This is a genomic window from Modestobacter muralis, from assembly GCF_010682105.1.
Classification (GTDB): Bacteria; Actinomycetota; Actinomycetes; order Mycobacteriales; family Geodermatophilaceae; genus Modestobacter; species Modestobacter muralis.
The window spans coordinates 25,069-39,940 of record NZ_JAAGWH010000033.1 but is presented as its reverse complement, the minus strand read 5'-3'; the positions used below and the strand labels follow the sequence as shown (position 1 = coordinate 39,940).

The 14,872-nt window shown below is 74.5% G+C and carries 14 protein-coding genes and 1 tRNA gene; 6 read left to right on the top strand and 9 right to left on the bottom strand.

The features are described 5' to 3' along the window. Positions 1 to 46: 46 nt before the first annotated feature. The 3 genes from GCU67_RS22825 to GCU67_RS11905 all read left to right on the top strand — a co-directional run bounded on the left by GCU67_RS22825 (position 47) and on the right by GCU67_RS11905 (position 4,135). The gene (locus GCU67_RS22825; protein WP_338104957.1) at positions 47 to 1,516 is read left to right on the top strand and encodes a sigma 54-interacting transcriptional regulator; all 1,470 of its coding nucleotides are present in this window, start codon (positions 47 to 49) and stop codon (positions 1,514 to 1,516) included. A 1-nt stretch (position 1,517) separates the two neighbouring features. Beyond that, positions 1,518 to 3,515, top strand: coding sequence for a VWA domain-containing protein (locus GCU67_RS11910; protein WP_163611434.1), 1,998 nt, complete (start codon positions 1,518 to 1,520; stop codon positions 3,513 to 3,515). 155 nt (positions 3,516 to 3,670) lie between these two features. After that, complete coding sequence (locus GCU67_RS11905; RefSeq protein WP_163611433.1) at positions 3,671 to 4,135, top strand: GNAT family N-acetyltransferase; 465 nt, start codon at positions 3,671 to 3,673, stop codon at positions 4,133 to 4,135. 6 nt (positions 4,136 to 4,141) lie between these two features. Here GCU67_RS11905 and GCU67_RS11900 read toward each other — a convergent pair whose 3' ends face one another. After that, positions 4,142 to 5,509: a DUF2252 domain-containing protein gene (locus GCU67_RS11900; protein ID WP_338104956.1), complete on the bottom strand. Its 1,368-nt coding sequence runs from the start codon at positions 5,507 to 5,509 to the stop codon at positions 4,142 to 4,144. An 87-nt stretch (positions 5,510 to 5,596) separates the two neighbouring features. Here GCU67_RS11900 and GCU67_RS11895 point away from each other — a divergent pair, with 87 nt between their 5' ends. Continuing rightward, entirely contained in the window at positions 5,597 to 6,613 is a 1,017-nt protein-coding gene (locus GCU67_RS11895; RefSeq protein WP_163611432.1) for a GDSL-type esterase/lipase family protein, read from the top strand. A gap of 113 nt (positions 6,614 to 6,726) precedes the next feature. On the opposite strand, the gene GCU67_RS11890 is transcribed toward GCU67_RS11895, so the two are convergent. From GCU67_RS11890 to GCU67_RS11880, 3 genes are all read right to left on the bottom strand, one after another. After that, positions 6,727 to 7,551, bottom strand: coding sequence for a Bax inhibitor-1/YccA family protein (locus GCU67_RS11890; RefSeq protein WP_163611431.1), 825 nt, complete (start codon positions 7,549 to 7,551; stop codon positions 6,727 to 6,729). A 117-nt stretch (positions 7,552 to 7,668) separates the two neighbouring features. Further along, positions 7,669 to 7,742 (bottom strand) — tRNA-Leu (locus tag GCU67_RS11885). Between the two features lie 8 nt (positions 7,743 to 7,750). Beyond that, entirely contained in the window at positions 7,751 to 8,512 is a 762-nt protein-coding gene (locus GCU67_RS11880; RefSeq protein ID WP_246215015.1) for a uracil-DNA glycosylase, read from the bottom strand. A 61-nt stretch (positions 8,513 to 8,573) separates the two neighbouring features. Between GCU67_RS11880 and GCU67_RS11875 the strand changes: the two genes are divergently transcribed. Further along, positions 8,574 to 8,882, top strand: a complete 309-nt coding sequence (locus GCU67_RS11875; protein WP_163611430.1) for a DUF4235 domain-containing protein — start codon at positions 8,574 to 8,576, stop codon at positions 8,880 to 8,882. Positions 8,883 to 8,970: 88 nt separating this feature from the next. Here GCU67_RS11875 and GCU67_RS11870 read toward each other — a convergent pair whose 3' ends face one another. From GCU67_RS11870 to eno, 4 genes are all read right to left on the bottom strand, one after another. After that, positions 8,971 to 9,891, bottom strand: a complete 921-nt coding sequence (locus GCU67_RS11870; RefSeq protein ID WP_163611429.1) for a Ppx/GppA phosphatase family protein — start codon at positions 9,889 to 9,891, stop codon at positions 8,971 to 8,973. Continuing rightward, complete coding sequence (locus GCU67_RS11865; protein WP_338104955.1) at positions 9,888 to 10,469, bottom strand: DUF501 domain-containing protein; 582 nt, start codon at positions 10,467 to 10,469, stop codon at positions 9,888 to 9,890. Before GCU67_RS11865 ends, GCU67_RS11870 begins: the two co-directional genes overlap by 4 nt. Positions 10,470 to 10,588: 119 nt before the next feature. Continuing rightward, positions 10,589 to 11,116: a septum formation initiator family protein gene (locus GCU67_RS11860; RefSeq protein ID WP_211661240.1), complete on the bottom strand. Its 528-nt coding sequence runs from the start codon at positions 11,114 to 11,116 to the stop codon at positions 10,589 to 10,591. A gap of 7 nt (positions 11,117 to 11,123) precedes the next feature. After that, positions 11,124 to 12,410, bottom strand: coding sequence for a phosphopyruvate hydratase (eno, locus tag GCU67_RS11855; protein WP_163611428.1), 1,287 nt, complete (start codon positions 12,408 to 12,410; stop codon positions 11,124 to 11,126). 77 nt (positions 12,411 to 12,487) lie between these two features. Between eno and GCU67_RS11850 the strand changes: the two genes are divergently transcribed. Next, on the top strand, positions 12,488 to 13,459 hold the full coding sequence (locus tag GCU67_RS11850) for a hypothetical protein (RefSeq protein ID WP_163611427.1): 972 nt from the start codon (positions 12,488 to 12,490) through the stop codon (positions 13,457 to 13,459). On the opposite strand, the gene GCU67_RS11845 is transcribed toward GCU67_RS11850, so the two are convergent. Further along, the gene (locus tag GCU67_RS11845) at positions 13,450 to 14,730 is read right to left on the bottom strand and encodes a mechanosensitive ion channel family protein (protein WP_163611426.1); all 1,281 of its coding nucleotides are present in this window, start codon (positions 14,728 to 14,730) and stop codon (positions 13,450 to 13,452) included. The two genes, GCU67_RS11850 and GCU67_RS11845, sit on opposite strands and share 10 nt — an antisense overlap. Positions 14,731 to 14,872: the final 142 nt, after the last annotated feature.

Here is a 14,872-nt window from a genome sequence, read left to right as displayed (position 1 = left end):
GACGACGGACACCCGGCCGTCACTCCTCCGTCGTACCGTGGTCGAGGTGACGGACGCAGCACCTCAGCAGACCTCGCAGTCCCCCACTCCTCCCGCTCCCACGACCCTCGGTGAGCTCCGCGCCACCGGGGTCACCGCCCGGCCGGTGAAGGCCGAGCTCCGCGCCAACCTGCTCGCCCGGCTCGCCGCCGGTGAGCCCACCCTGCCCGGCATCGTCGGGTTCGAGGACACCGTCGTCCCCGAGGTCGAGCGCGCCCTCATCGCCGGCCACGACCTGGTGCTGCTCGGCGAGCGCGGCCAGGGCAAGACCCGCCTCATCCGCACCCTGGTCGGCCTGCTCGACGAGTGGACGCCGGTGCTCGTCGGCAGCGAGCTCAACGAGCACCCGCTGGCCCCGATCAGCGTCTGGGGGCACCGCCAGGTCGCCGAGCACGGCGACGCGACCCCGGTCGGCTGGCAGCACCGCAGCGAGCGGTTCGGGGAGAAGCTGGCCACCCCCGACACCAGCGTCGGTGACCTCATCGGCGACGTCGACCCGATCAAGGTCGCCGAGGGCCGCACCCTGGGCGACCCGGAGACGGTCCACTACGGCCTCGTGCCGCGCACCAACCGCGGCATCTTCAGCATCAACGAGCTGCCCGACCTGGCCGAGCGCATCCAGGTGGCCCTGCTCAACGTGCTCGAGGAGCGCGACATCCAGATCCGCGGCTACCGGGTGCGGCTGCCGCTGGACCTGCTGCTGGTGGCCAGCGCCAACCCCGAGGACTACACCAACCGCGGGCGGATCATCACCCCGCTCAAGGACCGGTTCGGCGCCGAGGTGCGCACCCACTACCCGATCGAACTGGCCGACGAGATCCGCCTGCTGAAGCAGGAGGCGCAGACCAGCTGGCTGGGCGCCGGCTCGGACCTGGACTCCCCGATCGTGCCCGAGCACCTGGTGGAGATCGTCGCCCGGTTCACCCGCCTGGTGCGCGAGTCCAGCCAGGTCGACCAGCGGTCCGGCGTCAGCGCCCGGTTCGCCATCGCCGGTCTGGAGACCGTCGCGGCCTCCGCCGTGCGACGGGCCGCGGTGGCCGGCGAGGCGCGGCCGGTGGCCCGGGTCGTCGACCTGCCGAGCATCGTCCCGGCCAGCCGCGGCAAGGTCGAGTTCGCCGACTCCGGCTCCGACAACGACGACGACCGGGACATGGAGGTGCTGGAGCACCTGCTCCGGCAGGCCACCGCGCAGACCTTCCGGGCGCGCTGCGGCGGACTGGACCTGACCGGCCTGCAGGAGCACTTCACGGGCGGGGACACCGTGGAGTCCGGCGACCTGGTGTCGGCGACCCGGCTGCTCGGCCAGCTGGGCACCGTGCCCAACCTGGCCCAGCTGCTGGGCCGGCTCGGGGTGCCCGAGGGCGAGGAGTCCGCCGAGCAGGCCGCGGCCGCCGTCGAGTTCGCGCTCGAGGGGCTGTGGCTGACCCGGCGGCTGGCCAAGGACACCGACGGCTCCCGCACGATCTACGGGGCCTGACGTGCCCGGGCAGCGCAGGCCGAAGGGGTACCGGTACGGCAGGTGGGCCGGCGGGCCCGATCCGCTGGCCCCGCCCTACGACGTCGCCGCCGCGGTCGACGAGATCGGCGACCAGGTGCTCGCCGGTGCCGGCGTCCGCGAGGCGATGCGCGACCTGCTGCGCCGCGGCGTCGACGGTCGCCGTGGTCTCGACCAGCTCCGGCGCACCGTCCGCGACCGGCTCAAGCAGGCCCGCAAGGCCGGCCGGATGGACGGCACGCTGGAGGAGGTCCGCGAGCTGCTGGACCGTGCGGTCGAGGCCGAGCGGACGGCGCTGTTCCCGGACCCGGACGACGCCGCCCGGCTGGCCGAGCAGGAGCTGGACGCCCTGCCGCAGGACACCGCGGGTGCCGTGCGGGCGCTGAAGGACAAGCAGTGGCGCTCCCCGGAGGCCGCCCAGGCGTACCAGCAGATCAAGGACCTGCTCCAGCAGGAGGTCCTGGACAGCCAGTTCCAGGGCATGAAGCAGGCGCTGCAGCAGATGCAGGACGGCGACGGGGCCGGCATGCAGGCAGTCAAGGACATGGTCGCGGACCTGTCGGCGCTGGTGGACGCGCACAACCGCGGCGAGGACACCGACCAGCAGTTCGCCGACTTCATGGGCAAGCACGGGGAGTTCTTCCCCGACGCGCCCGAGTCGGTCGAGGAGCTGATCGACTCCCTGGCCCGCCGGGCGGCTGCGCAGCAACGGATGATGGCCGGTCTGTCGGCCGAGCAGCGCGCGGAGCTGCAGGACCTGATGGGCCAGGCCATGGGCGACCTCGGCCTGCAGAGCGAGATGGCCCACCTCAACGACGCGCTGCGGCAGGCCCGCCCCGACCTGCCGTGGGGTCAGGGCGGCCCGGTGCCCGACGGCGAGCAGGGGCTCGGGATGGGCGACGCGACCAGCGCCGTCGCCGAGCTCGCCGACCTCGAGGCGCTCAGCCAGCAGCTCTCCCAGGGCTACGCGGGCGCCTCGCTGGCCGACGTCGACGAGGAGCTGCTGGAGCAGGCGCTGGGCCGCTCGGCCGTCGACGACCTGGCCGCGCTGCGCCAGCTGGAGCGCGAGCTGGAGCGGCAGGGCTACCTCAACCGGAGCGAGGGCAAGCTCGAGCTGTCCCCGAAGGCGGTCCGCCGGCTGGGTGCCACCGCGCTGCGCCGGGTGTTCGCCAAGCTCGCGGCCACCGGCCGCGGCGAGCACGACGTCGCCGACGCCGGCGCCACCGGCGAGCTGACCGGGGCGTCGCGGGAGTGGCGGTTCGGCGACGAGCAGCCGCTGGACGTCGTCCGGACGGTCCGCAACGCCGTACTGCGCAACGCCGGCACGCCGCGGGAGGACGGCCAGCGGAGGGTGCAGATCGCCGTCGAGGACTTCGAGGTGGTCGAGACCGAGCGCCGCACGGGAGCGGCGGTCGCGCTGCTGGTCGACCTCTCCTACTCGATGGCGCTGCGCGGCACCTGGGGGGACGCGAAGTCCACCGCGATGGCGCTGCACTCGCTGGTCACCACCCGCTTCCCGCAGGACGCCATCGAGATCATCGGGTTCTCCTCCACCGCGCAGGTGCTGCGCCCGGAGGAGCTGGCCGAGCTGAGCGTCGACACCCTGCAGGGCACCAACCTGCAGCACGGGCTGATGCTGGCCCGCCGGTTCCTGGCGAAGCACCGGGACGCCGAGCCGGTGGTGCTAGTGGTCACCGACGGCGAGCCGACCGCGCACCTGGAGGACGACGGCACGCCGTTCTTCTGCTGGCCGCCGATGCCGGAGACCATCGCCCGCACCGTCGCCGAGGTGGAGAAGGTGGCCCGCTCCGGCGCGACCATGAACGTCTTCGCCCTGGACCCCGAGCCCGGACTGGTCGAGTTCGTGCACGACATCACCGCGCGGGCCGGTGGCCGGGTGTTCCAGCCCTCCAGCGACCGGCTCGGCGAGTACGTGGTGGCCGACTACCTGCAGGCCCGCAAGGGCCGCCGCGGCCGCTGAGACAGCTGCGGCTCCCGTAGCGAGGTCCACGGGCGTCCTACTGCACCAGAGGCTGTCCTACTGCACCAACGCTGGTGCGGTAGGACGGCCTTCGATCAGGTGACCTGATCAAAGCCGGCGAGAGCCGTGGGAGCGCGTCGGGGAAGATGGGCGGCGTGAGCACCGAGGCACCCACCGGGACGATCACGATCGAGCAGGTCGACGCGGCGACCACCTACCCGCTGCGCGTCCAGGAGCTGCGCCAGGGCCGGCCCGCCGAGATCGACGAGGACGACGCCCCGTACACGGTCCACCTCGCCGCCCGGCTGGAGAGCGGTGAGGTGGTGGGCGTCGTCCGCTTCCACCCGCGCGACTGCCCGTGGCGGGAGGGCGAGGGCTCGTGGCAGCTGCGCGGGATGGCCACCGACCCACGGGTGCGCGGGCTCGGCGTGGGCCGCGCGCTGGTGGCCGAGGGCCTGTCCCGGGTCGTGGCTCGCGGTGCCCAGCTGGTGTGGTGCGACGCCCGCGGTGCCGCCGTCGGCTTCTACGAGCGGATCGGCTTCACCAGCGTCACCGAGGAGTACGACCTGCGACCGGTCGGACCGCACCGCGGGATGGTCATCGAGCTGCCGATCCGCTGACCGGGGTCACGCCGTCGGGTGCGCCCCGCTGGAGCTGATCCCCGGTATGCGGCCGGCCCGGAAGGCGTCGACGAACAGCCGGTGGTCGTCCTGGGTCCGCCGCGCGTAGGAGTGCGCGAAGGCGACCATGTCGGCCACGAACTCCTCCCGGCGGCCGCCGAGGAGCTCGGTGAGCGCCTCCTCGGTCTGGAACGGCACCAGCGTGTGGTCGCTGTCGGCGTCGCCCACGCAGTGCAGCTTCGCCGTCGCACGGCCCAGCTGGGCCATCACGGTGGCGATCTCGTCGGGCTCGGTCAGGTCCTCCCAGTCCAGGTCGCTCTCGTAGGGCGAGAGCTCCTGCACCACGAAGCCGACCCCGCGGATCTCGGTGTGCCCCAGGAACTGCGAGGCGTTGGCCTGCAGCGCCCGCTGGCTCACCGCCGTCCGGTGGCCGTGGTGCTCGAAGTACCCGCTGATCTCGGGGTCCCCGACGATCCGGCTGGGTGCCGCGACGTTGCCCTGCTTCAGCGACAGGACGACGTCGTTCTCCAGCGCCTGGTCGTAGCCCTCGATGAGCACCGTGTAGGCCGGCAGCCCCGCGCTGCCGATGCCGAAGCCGCCGGTGCCGACGACGTCCTTCACGCCGTAGGCGACGTCGTGCCGGCGCCGCGGCGGGTGCACCGTGCCCTGCCAGCGGTCCAGCGCGGCCAGCACCTCGGCCCGCTCGTCGTCGTCCAGGCGGCGGTTGCGCGGCAGGTCGGCGAACCGCCGCTCGTAGCGCTCGACCACGGTGAGCCGGTCGAGCAGCCCGATGCGCGTACGGGCCGTCGTCTCCAGGACCACCTCGTGCACCGCGCCCTGGGTGTTGTCCCGGGTCAGGGCGAAGGAGCGGTCCTCGTCGGAGCGCGTGAAGGCCTCGACCTGGTCGAGGTAGGAGCCGAGGAAGACCCCGAGCAGCTCGCCGATGACGTCGTCGCCCAGCGCCTTGCGCCAGGCCAGCAGGGCGAAGCTGGCGGCGAACCGGCGCAGGTCCCAGCTGAGGTGGCCCAGGTAGGCCTCGTCGAAGTCGTTGACGTCGAAGACGATGCGGCCCTCGCCGTCCATGTAGGTGCCGAAGTTCTCCGCGTGCAGGTCGCCCTGGATCCACACCCGCGACGTCCGCTCGTCACCCCAGCGGTCCTCCAGCGTCGCCATGTCGGCGTAGAACAGGCAGGCCGACCCGCGGTAGAAGGCGAACGGGTCGGCAGCCATCTTGCGGAACTTGGTGCGGAAGGCGTCCGCGTCGGCGGCCATCAGGTCGGAGAAGGCGTCGACCAGCACGTCGATGATCTGCTGACTGCGGGCGGCGTCGTCCTGGGGGTCGTTCGGAGGGGTGAGATCAGCGCGGTCGGCCACGGCCCCACCGTAGGGGGCAACTAACGTGGGAGCCGGTGCTCCTGCGCAGGACGCGACGGCAGGGCCGGTGGAGAGGGGCGGGACCGCGTGACGCGAGCGAGCAGGGCCCGCAGGCTGGCGACCGGGGCCGTCTACGGCGGCGGCGGCGTCGGCCTGGCCGGTGCGGCACTGGTGACGCTGCTGCGCCAGGAGGCCCGGGCGGCCCGCCGCACGGTGCAGTCCCACCGCACCCAGGCCGACCCGCCCACCGGCAACGGCCGCTACGGCCGCGGACCGGGCACGCCGATCGTGCTGGCGGTCCTGGGCGACTCCAGCGCGGTCGGGCTCGGGGTCGAGCGCGCCGCCGAGACCCCCGGCGTCTTCGTCGCCTCGGCGCTGGCCGAGCTGGCCGAGCGCCCCGTCCGGCTGGCGAAGTTCGCGGTGTCCGGGGCCACCTCGAGCCGGCTCGACGCCCAGGTGGACGTGGCGCTGGCCGAGCACCCCGACGTCGCGGTGATCATGATCGGCGCCAACGACGTCACCAGCCGCACCCGGCCGGCGGTCTCCGTCGCGCACCTGGCCGACGCGGTGCGCCGGCTGCGCGAGGCCGGCAGCGAGGTCGTCGTGGGCACCTGCCCGGACCTGGGCACGATCCGGCCGATCCGCCAGCCGCTGCGCCTGATGGCCCGCCGGTGGAGCCGCAACCTGGCGGCCGCGCAGACCATCGCCGTGGTGGCCGCCGGCGGCCGCACGGTCTCCCTCGGCTCGGTGCTCGGGCCGGCCTTCGCCAGCGACCGGACGATGTTCAGCAGCGACGAGTTCCACCCCTCGGCGGCCGGGTACGCCGCCGCCGCGGCGGTGCTGCTGCCCTCGGTCGCCGACTCCCTCGGTGTCTGGCCGGCCGCGCTGGACCGCGGTCTGCGGCTGCGCCGCAACACCGTCCGCCCGATCGCGCAGGCTGCCGCCAAGGCCGCCGGGCGCACCGGCACCGAGGTGCAGCCGACCGCCGTCCGCGGGTCGGAGACCGGCCCGCGCGGGCCGTGGGCCCGGCTGCGCCGGCGCGCACCCACGGAGATCACGGTGGCCGACCCGGACCAGGTGCCCACCGAGCCCGTCGTCTCCTGAGCCCTGCGCCGTCCTCGACAGGGCGGCCCGCACACACGACCGTGGCCCGGCCCCCTCGCGGGGACCGGGCCACGGTCTGTCGGTGCTGGGACCAGCTCAGTCCCGGGGGGAGGTCACTCCCGGAAGTAGCTCAGGAGTCGCAGGATCTCCATGTACAGCCAGACGACCGTGACGAGCAGGCCGAAGGCGATGTACCAGGCGAACTTCGGCGGGGCGCCGCGGCGGATGGCCTCGTCGGCAGCGTCGAAGTCCAGCAGCAGCATGAACGCCGCGATGCCGATCATCAGCAGGCTGAAGCCGATGGCGACCGGGCCGCCGTCGCGCAGGTTCAGCGGGTCACCGTCGGTGAACAGGCCGACCACGACGTTGACCAGGGTGAGCACCAGGGCACCGACGAGGGCACCGACGACCCAGCGGGTCAGCTTGGGGGTGACCCGGATGGCGCCGGTCTTGTAGACGACCAGCATGCCGGCGAAGACACCGAACGTGCCGATGAGCGCCTGCATGACGATGCCGGGGTAGATGTCGTTGAAGGCCTCGCTGATGGCGCCCAGTGCGACGCCGTACAGGATGCCGTACGCCAGCGTGGCGGCCGGGTTGGCGATCTGCTTGAACGAGATCACCATGCCGAGCACGAACGCGACCAGGACCGCCGGGATCGCCAGACCCCAGGCCAGGCTCTCGGGCAGGAGCGCCCACGTGGCCGCGGCGGACAGCACCGTCACCAGGAAGCTGATGCCGGTCTTGGTGACGACGTCGTCCATCGTCATGTAGGCGCGGTCGGTGGCCGCGTAGGGCGACTGGACCGGCTTGCCGTACGGGTCGTACTGGGTGGGCACCGCGCCGGTCGTCTGCTGCGGGCCTGCGCCCCAGCCGGCGTACTGGCCGTTGCCGGCCGCGGGGAACCCCCGACTGAAGGCCGGGTTGCTGCTGGGCATCGTCATCTCCTCGAGGTGACTGGTCGGGCCGTGGGACCGTCTGTGCGTCCCACGCTGTCTGTTCCAACGCCAGGTGGGGGCGGTGAGTTCCCGTTCCGGCCCGGTCACCCGCACGAGTGCCCCCGGTCGGGTTCGAACCGACACTGCGACCCTTTTAAGGGGTCTGCCTCTGCCGATTGGGCTACGGGGGCTCAGCTGCTCAGGAGCTTGCCAGCTCGGTGGCCCGGGTGAGCACGGCGTCCAGCATCGGCTCGGTCAGCACGCCGGTGAAGGTGTTCTGCTGGCTCACGTGGTAGCTGCCCAGGAGGGTGAGCGGGCCGTTCGGACCGGTCAGGGGCACCTCCACCCCGTGCCCGAAGGCCGGCCGCGGGCGGGGCAGCGGCACCCCTGCCTCGGCCAGCACCGGCCACAGCGCCGTCCAGCCGAAGCCGCCGAGGACGAGGACCACCCGCAGCCGGGGCAGCAGGGCGAGCTCGCGGGCCAGCCAGGGCGAGCAGGTGTCCCGCTCCTGCGGGGTCGGGGCGTTGGCCGGCGGGGCGCAGCGGACGGCGGCGCACACCCGGACGTCGGTCAGCTGCAGCCCGTCGTCCCGGTGGACCGAGGTCGGCTGGTTGGCCAGCCCGGCCCGCCACAGCGCGGCGAAGATCCAGTCGCCGCTGCGGTCGCCGGTGAAGACCCGGCCGGTGCGGTTCCCGCCGTGCGCGGCCGGTGCCAGCCCGACGACGGCGATCCGGGCGTCGGCCGGCCCCAGGCCGGGCACCGGGCGGCCCCAGTACTCCTCGTCGCGGAACGAGGCGCGCTTGACCTCGGCGACCTCCTCGCGCCAGGCGACCAGCCGGGGGCAGGCGCGGCAGCCGGAGATGCGCTCGTCGAGGACGGCCAGCTCCCGGGACCCGGCGGCCCCGCGCCGCACCCCGCCAGCGCTGCGGGTGACCGGGAAGCCGTCGGCGTCGCGTGCCATGGCCACAGCAGAGCACGCGACCGGTGGGCGCGCCGCGGTGCCCCTGGGGCAGGATCGGGTCGTGGCGAAGAAGAAGCAGGCGGAGAAGGAGCCCGGGCTCTACAAGCTGCTCGGGCTGGGGCTGGCCGTGCCGACCGGGATCATGGTCAAGAAGCTCGCCGACCTGGCGTGGGAGAAGGTGCGGGGCTACCCGCCGCCGAAGAACCCGGCCGCCCCCGGCGTCGGCTGGGGCGAGGCGCTCGCGTGGGCGGCGGTCTCCGGCGTCCTCGTGGCGGCCGGCCGGCTGGTGGCCGCCCGCGTGGCCACCTCGCTCTACGAGGCGATCACCGGTGAGCTGCCCCCGGACATGAACGCCGACAGCGCCGCCTGAACCCGGCCCGTTCAGGCAAAGGAACCTTCACCTGCGCTGCTGCCCCAAAACCCACAGGTAGAGGTTCCTTTGCCTGGTCCGTGCTACGTCAGGACCGCGCCAGGCGGAGGGCGATGCCGTCGAGGATGTCGTGCTCGCTGACGACGACCTCGTCGAGGTCGAAGGCGTCCATGACCACCCGCAGGATGAGCGAGCCGGCGCCGATGACGTCGACCCGGCCCGGGTGCATGACGGGGTACGCGGCCCGCTTGGCGCGGGTCGCGGTGAGCAGCCCCGCGGCGACCGAGCGGACGGCGGCGACCGGGATGCGTGAACCGTGGATGGCGTCGGGGTCGTAGCTGGGCAGCCCGAGGGCGAGCGCGGCGACGGTGGTGACCGTGCCGGCCACCCCGACCAGGCTCACGGTCTCCCCCACCGGCACCTCCGCGGCGACCAGCGCCAGCGCGGCCCGGATGTCGGCCTCGGCGCCCTGCACCTCGTCCGGCGGCGGCGGGTCGCTGCGCAGGTGGCGCTCGGTGAGCCGCACGCAGCCGATGTCGACCGACCGGGCGGCGCGTACGCCGTCGGCGTCGCCCAGCACGAACTCCGTGGACCCGCCACCGATGTCGACGACGAGGTACGGCGCGGTGATCCCGGTCAGCGACGCGGTGGCGCCGAGGAAGGACAGCCCGGCCTCCTCCACCCCGGGGACGACGTCGGGGAGCTGACCGAGCGTGGTGAGCACCATCTGCTCGAAGTCGGCCCGGTTGGCGGCGTCCCGGCTGGCACTGGTGGCGACCATCCGCACCCGCTCGGCACCCAGCTCGCGGGCCTGGGCGGCGTACTCGGCCAGCACCAGGCGGGTGCGCTCGATCGCCTCCGGGGCGAGCCGGCCGGTGGCGTCGACGCCCTGGCCGAGCCGGACGACCTCCATCCGGCGGAGCAGGTCGGTCGCCGGGCCCGCGGGCGGGACGTCGGCGACCAGCAGCCGGATGGAGTTGGTGCCGCAGTCGATGGCAGCGACCCTCATCGCACGTCCTCCGGGTCGGTGGGGCTGGGCTGGGCGCACGGGCCGGCGGCCCACCACTCCCCCATCTCGGCGACCGCGCGGTCACCGATGGGGTTCACGCCCGGGCCCGCGGCGAGCGCGTGCCCGGCGAGCGCGTGCAGGCACTTGACCCGGTCGGGCATGCCGCCGGCGGTCGCCCGGGTGGGCAGGACGTCGCGGGCGTCGCGGGTGGCCAGGAAGCTCTCGTGCGCGGCGAGGTAGGCGGCGGCGAGCTCGGGGTCACGGCCCAGCTCCTCCTGCCACTCCCGCATCCGGCCGGCGGACTCCAGCCGGCTGGCCGCGGCGGTCGCCCGTGGGCAGGTCAGGTAGTACAGCGTGGGGAACGGGGTGCCGTCCTCCAGCCGGGGCGAGGTCTCGACGACGTCGGGCTGGCCGCACGGGCAGCGGTGCGCCACCCCGACCAGGGCCCGGGGCGGGCGGCCGAGCTGGCGGGCGATGACCGCGCGCTCCTCGGCGGTGACCGGCGGGGACGGCGGGGCCACCACCGGCCCGGGGCCGGCAGCGGGGCTGGTCTCTGGTCCGGTCGCACGCTCGCTCACGCCCCGAGTCTGCGGGACGGCGGCCCGGCGACGCGCACGGCCCCCGGTGACGCACCGGGACGATCCCCTGGCCGGGCCCCACCACGAGGTTGCTCGTGATGGGGGCGGGTCCTCCGACGTCAGCCGTCGGCCCGGGCCACCGAGTCCAGGAGCGCCTCGTACCAGGGCAGCGGGGCAGCTGAGTCGGGCACCCCGGCGGGCGCCTCGGCCGTGTCACCGGGGCCGCCGGCGTCCCCGACGATGACCAGCCGGCTGCCCGGCGGCACGAGGGTGAGCCGCTCACGGGCCTGCTGCTCGATGTAGGCGGGGTCCGCGCGCTGGTCCAGCTGCGCCTGCAGGTCGGCTGCGCGCTGGGACAGCGCGGACTGCTCGGCGGCCAGCTCGGCCAGCTGCTCGCGGCCGGCGACGTACTGCCGCAGCGGCCCGGCCAGGGTCAGCGCGAGCAGCAGCACCGTCGCGGCGAGCAGCACCGTGCGGCCGGTGAACCGCGGCCCGCGGCGGACGGGGGCGGTGCGGGCCGGGCTGCGGGTGGTGCGCCGGCCGGGCCGGCTGTCGGCCGCACCGCGCGAGCCCGCCCGCACCGGCCCCGACGAGGTCCGGCGGCGTGAGCCACCGGGCCGGGCGCGACGGGTGCGGGCGGAGCTCATGCGCAGATCAGCCCTGGCGGGCGGCCAGCCGCGGGAACGCGGCGGCGCCGGCGTAACGCGCGGCGTCGTCCAGCTCCTCCTCGATGCGCAGCAGCTGGTTGTACTTGGCCACGCGCTCACTGCGGGCCGGGGCACCGGTCTTGATCTGGCCGCAGTTGGTGGCCACGGCGAGGTCGGCGATCGTGGTGTCCTCGGTCTCGCCCGAGCGGTGGCTCATCATCGAGCGGTAGCCGCTGCGGTGGGCCAGGTCGACCGCGTCGAGGGTCTCGGTGAGCGTGCCGATCTGGTTCACCTTGACCAGCAGCGCGTTCGCCGCGCCGCGGCCGATGCCGTCGGCCAGCCGGGTGGGGTTGGTGACGAACAGGTCGTCACCGACCAGCTGGACGCGCGTGCCCAGGGCGGTGGTCATGGCGACCCAGCCGTCCCAGTCCTCCTCGTCGAGGGGGTCCTCGATGGAGACGATCGGGTAGGCGTCGACCAGGCCCGTGTAGTACTCGATGAGCTCGTCGGAGGACTTCATCGAGCCCTCGAAGGCGTAGCCCTCGGCGCTGTGGAACTCGCTGGCCGCGACGTCCAGGGCGAAGGCGATGTCGGTGCCGACGGTGTAGCCGGCGTTCTGCACGGCCTCGACGATCAGGTCGAGGGCGTCGCGGTTGCTGGGCAGCGACGGGGCGAAGCCGCCCTCGTCGCCCAGGCCGGTGGACAGCCCACGCTTCTTCAGCACGGCCTTGAGCGAGTGGTAGGTCTCGGTGCCGACCTGCAGCGCCTCGGCGAAGGACGCCGCCCCGATCGGGGCGATCATGAACTCCTGGACGTCGACGTTGCTGTCGGCGTGGGCGCCGCCGTTGACGATGTTCATCATCGGCACGGGCAGCAGGTGCGCCGACGGGCCACCGACGTAGCGGAACAGCGGCAGGCCGGAGGACTCGGCGGCGGCCTTGGCGACGGCAAGGCTCACGCCGAGGATCGCGTTGGCGCCCAGGCGGGACTTGTCGGGGGTGCCGTCGAGGTCGATCAGCCGCTGGTCGACCAGCCGCTGCTCGGCGGCCTCGAAGCCGACGAGCTCGGGGCCGATGACGTCCAGGACGCCGTCGACGGCCTGGGTCACGCCCTTGCCCCCGTAGCGGGTGCCTCCGTCGCGCAGCTCCACCGCCTCGAAGGCGCCGGTGGACGCACCACTGGGCACGGCGGCCCGGGTGATCGTCCCGTCGTCGAGGGCGACCTCGACCTCCACGGTGGGGTTGCCTCGTGAGTCGAGGATCTCTCGGGCGCCTACGGCTTCGATGCTGGCCACGGGCTGCAGCCTAGCCAGCCCGGCCGGTCCGCGGACACACCGCGCCGGAACCGGGCGGCCTGGGACGATGACCGGCGATGACCTCGCCCGCCCCGCCTCCCCCACCGCGGCCGCACCGCCGCGCCGTCCGCCAGCTCCGGCTCGGGGTGGTGCCGGTGGTCGTCGTCGGCCTGGTCCTGCTGGTCGCGCTCGGCGTCCGGCTCGGGTCGGCGCGGGAGCCGCTGGCCGCGGCGAGCGCCACCGCCCCGGCCACGGTGACCGCGACCGGCACGGCACCCGACGGCCGTGGGCTGGACGTCGCCTTCACCGACGCGGCCGGCACCGCACGCACCGGGGTCCTCGAGCTGCCCCGCCCGCTGCCGGTGCCGGTGGGCGCACGGCTGACCGTGCAGTACGACCCGGTGGCCCCGGCCGGTGCCCGGGCGCTCGTGCACACCGACGGGGACGCCGCCCACGCCGCGGCCGGCGACGTCCTGTTCGGGCTGGTGCTGGTCGCGCTGGTGCTGGTGGTGGTCACCGCACTGACCCTGGCCCGGCTGCTCGGGCGGCCCCGGCTGCGCACCCGCCCGGCGACGGCGGTGCCGGCCACCCACGTGGTGGTCGCCCAGGGGCTGCTGGTGCGCAGCTGGCTGGAGCTGACGACCGCGGCCGGACGGCGCTGGCTGCCGGTGCACTGGGCCCCGGAGCTGGACCGGCTGACGCCGGGGACCCCGGTCACGGTGCACGGCGACCCCGCCCGCGGCCGTCTCGTGCTGCCGGTGCTGGACGGCGCGGAGGTGTGGCCCTCGGGCCGGCTGCGCGGCAAGGAGCCCCGCGGGCAGGTGCGGCAGGCGCCCGTCGTCCCCGCCGCCACCGAGCTGGGGATGGCCCGGCAGGCGCGGGCCGACGGCGTGCTGCCGTTCCTGGCCCCGGTGCTCGGGCTGCTGTGGGCCTACGTGGACAGCAGCGGCGTGCTGGGCTTCCTGGCCGCGACCGTGCTGTCGGCGGCGGTCCTGTTCTGGCTCCCCCAGCTGCTGGGCTCCGACCCGAACGCGACGACTCAAGGCTGAGGAGCGGGCCGCTCGTCACGGGACTCGGCGGTGTTGCGGGACCGTTCGGCGAGCTCCTCGGGGCTGGGACCGGCGAAGGCCCGGGACCGCTCCCGGGCCTCCACACTGCCGGTGAACAGGCCGGCGTTGGGCGAGGTCACGGCGTCCGTGGACCCCGGCAGCGCCGGGGCCGGGACGCGCTCGACGCCGAAGCCCCCCACGCCCTCGGTGCGGACCCGCGGCAGCGAGGCGCCGTGCTCGCGCTGCAGCCAGACCACCAGCGCCTCCCGCACCTGGCAGCGCAGGTCGAACAGGGTCGGGCCGTCCTTGGCGCTGACCAGCACGCGGACCCGGATCACCGAGCTCACCGCGTCGGTCACCTGCAGGACCTTGACCCGCTCGTCCCACAGGTTGTTCTCGTCGAGCATCCGGTCCAGGGCGGTGCGCATCTCGTCGAAGGGCGTCGTCCAGTCGACGTCGATCTCGATCGAGCCCAGGACGGCGGACTCGGTGCGGGTCCAGTTCTGGAAGGGCGTCGTCGTGAAGTACGTCGAGGGGAGCACGAGCCGGCGGTCGTCCCAGACGTGCACGACGACGTAGGTCAGCGTGATCTCCTCGATCCGCCCCCACTCCTCCTGCACGACCACGACGTCGTCGACCCGGATGGCGTCGGTGAAGGCCAGCTGCAGCCCGGCGAACACGTTGGCCAGCGAGGTCTGCGCGGCCAGACCCGCCACGACCGACAGCACCCCGGCGCTGGCCAGGATCGACGTGCCGGCCGCCCGGGCCGCGGGGAAGGTGAGCAGCATCCCGGCGATCGCCAGCAGGGCCAGCACCGCGACGGTGAGCCGGCGCACCAGCGTGACCTGGGTGCGCACCCGGCGGGCGTGCCGGTTGTCCACCACGTCGACGTCGTAGCGGGCCAGCGCGAGGTCCTCCACGACGAAGGCGGCGACCGCGACCAGCCAGGCGGCCACCGCGATCAGGGCCAGGCCCAGCACCCGGACGACGACGTCGCGCCACTCCCCCACCCCGGTCGCCGAGTCCAGCACCACCGTCACCGCGACGAGCACGAGCAGCACCCGCAGCGGCCGGCGTCCGCGCCGGGACAGGTCGGCGACGGCCGTGCTGCGGCCGGCGAAGCGGCGCACCACGGTGCCGATGGCCACCGCGACCAGCCAGGCGGCCAGCGCGGCACCGCCGACGACGAGGAGCAGGAGCCAGGTGGCCTGCGGCAGCACCTCGGAGACGGTGCCGTCGACAGCAAGGGGGAACGGGGAGGGCACGAGCATGCGGGACGGGCTCCTGGCGGGTGGCGCGGGCGGGAGGACCGGGCACGCCGTTGGCCGGAGCCCTCCACGCTAGGTGCGCCTGCTGTGCGCAGCCGCCGTCCCGGCCGTGTGTTCACCCACAGCCACCGAGGCATTGGTACCG